The organism is Candidatus Frackibacter sp. WG13 (assembly GCF_900114655.1).
Classification (GTDB): Bacteria; Bacillota; Halanaerobiia; order Halobacteroidales; family Acetohalobiaceae; genus Frackibacter.
In genome coordinates this window covers 1-1421 of record NZ_FOTT01000048.1, presented here as the reverse complement: position 1 = coordinate 1421, position 1421 = coordinate 1, and the positions used below count along the sequence as shown (strand labels likewise).

The 1421-nt window shown below is 51.9% G+C and carries 1 rRNA gene; it reads right to left on the bottom strand.

Annotated elements, in window-relative coordinates:
* Positions 1–73: 73 nt before the first annotated feature.
* A 16S ribosomal RNA gene (locus BM077_RS13525) occupies positions 74–1421 on the bottom strand; the annotation flags it as partial.

Sequence of the window (1421 nt, the reverse complement as noted above, 5' to 3'; positions counted from 1 at the left end):
AAAACCAAACACTGTCTGTATCAACGTCGCAAATGAATTTAACTTGATTGCTCAAGTAAATGTTGCTCCTTAGAAAGGAGGTGATCCAGCCGCACCTTCCGGTACGGCTACCTTGTTACGACTTCACCCCCCTTACCAGACACACCTTCGGCATCGAAAGATGACTTCTGGTGCATCCAACTCGGGTGGTGTGACGGGCGGTGTGTACAAGGCCCGGGAACGTATTCACCGCGGCATTCTGATCCGCGATTACTAGCGACTCCAGCTTCATGCAGGCGAGTTGCAGCCTACAATCCGAACTGGGATCTGATTTAAAGATTAGCATCACCTCGCGGTGTAGCTACCCTCTGTTCAGACCATTGTAGCACGTGTGTAGCCCAGAGCATAAGGGGCATGATGACTTGACGTCATCCCCACCTTCCTCCAGTTTTTTGACTGGCAGTCTCCTTAGAGTCCCCATCATTACATGCTGGCAACTAAGAATAAGGGTTGCGCTCGTTGCGGGACTTAACCCAACATCTCACGACACGAGCTGACGACAGCCATGCACCACCTGTCTCCGTGTAGCCAAAAGGCTAGACTCTGTTCTTCACAGATAGTCACGGGATGTCAAGCCCTGGTAAGGTTCTTCGCGTTGCTTCGAATTAAACCACATGCTCCGCCGCTTGTGCGGGCCCCCGTCAATTCCTTTGAGTTTCAACCTTGCGGTCGTAATCCCCAGGCGGGACACTTATTGCGTTAACTGCGGCACCGAAGGAGTCGAACCTCCAACACCTAGTGTCCAACGTTTACGGCTGGGACTACCCGGGTATCTAATCCGGTTTGCTCCCCCAGCTTTCGTGCCTCAGCGTCAGGTGTAAGCCAGAGATCCGCTTTCGCCACTGGTATTCTTCCTAATATCTACGCATTTCACCGCTACACTAGGAATTCCGATCTCTTCTCTTACCCTCAAGTCTAGTAGTTTCAAAGGCAGGTCATCGGTTGAGCCGATGAATTTCACATTTGACTTACTAGACCGCCTACGCACCCTTTACGCCCAATAATTCCGGACAACGCTTGCTCCCTACGTATTACCGCGGCTGCTGGCACGTAGTTAGCCGGAGCTTCCTCTAAAGGTACCGTCAGCTCTGGCAGTTATTCACAACCAAAGTGTTCTTCCCTAAAGACAGAGCTTTACGATCCGAAGACCTTCATCACTCACGCGGCGTTGCTCCGTCAGGCTTTCGCCCATTGCGGAAGATTCCCCACTGCAGCCTCCCGTAGGAGTCTGGGCCGTGTCTCAGTCCCAGTGTGGCCGATCACCCTCTCAGGTCGGCTACCCATTGTTGCCTTGGTAAGCTGTTATCTCACCAACTAGCTAATGGGACGCGAGCTCATCTTTAAGCGATAGCAAAGCCATCTTTCATATCGACAACTTATGT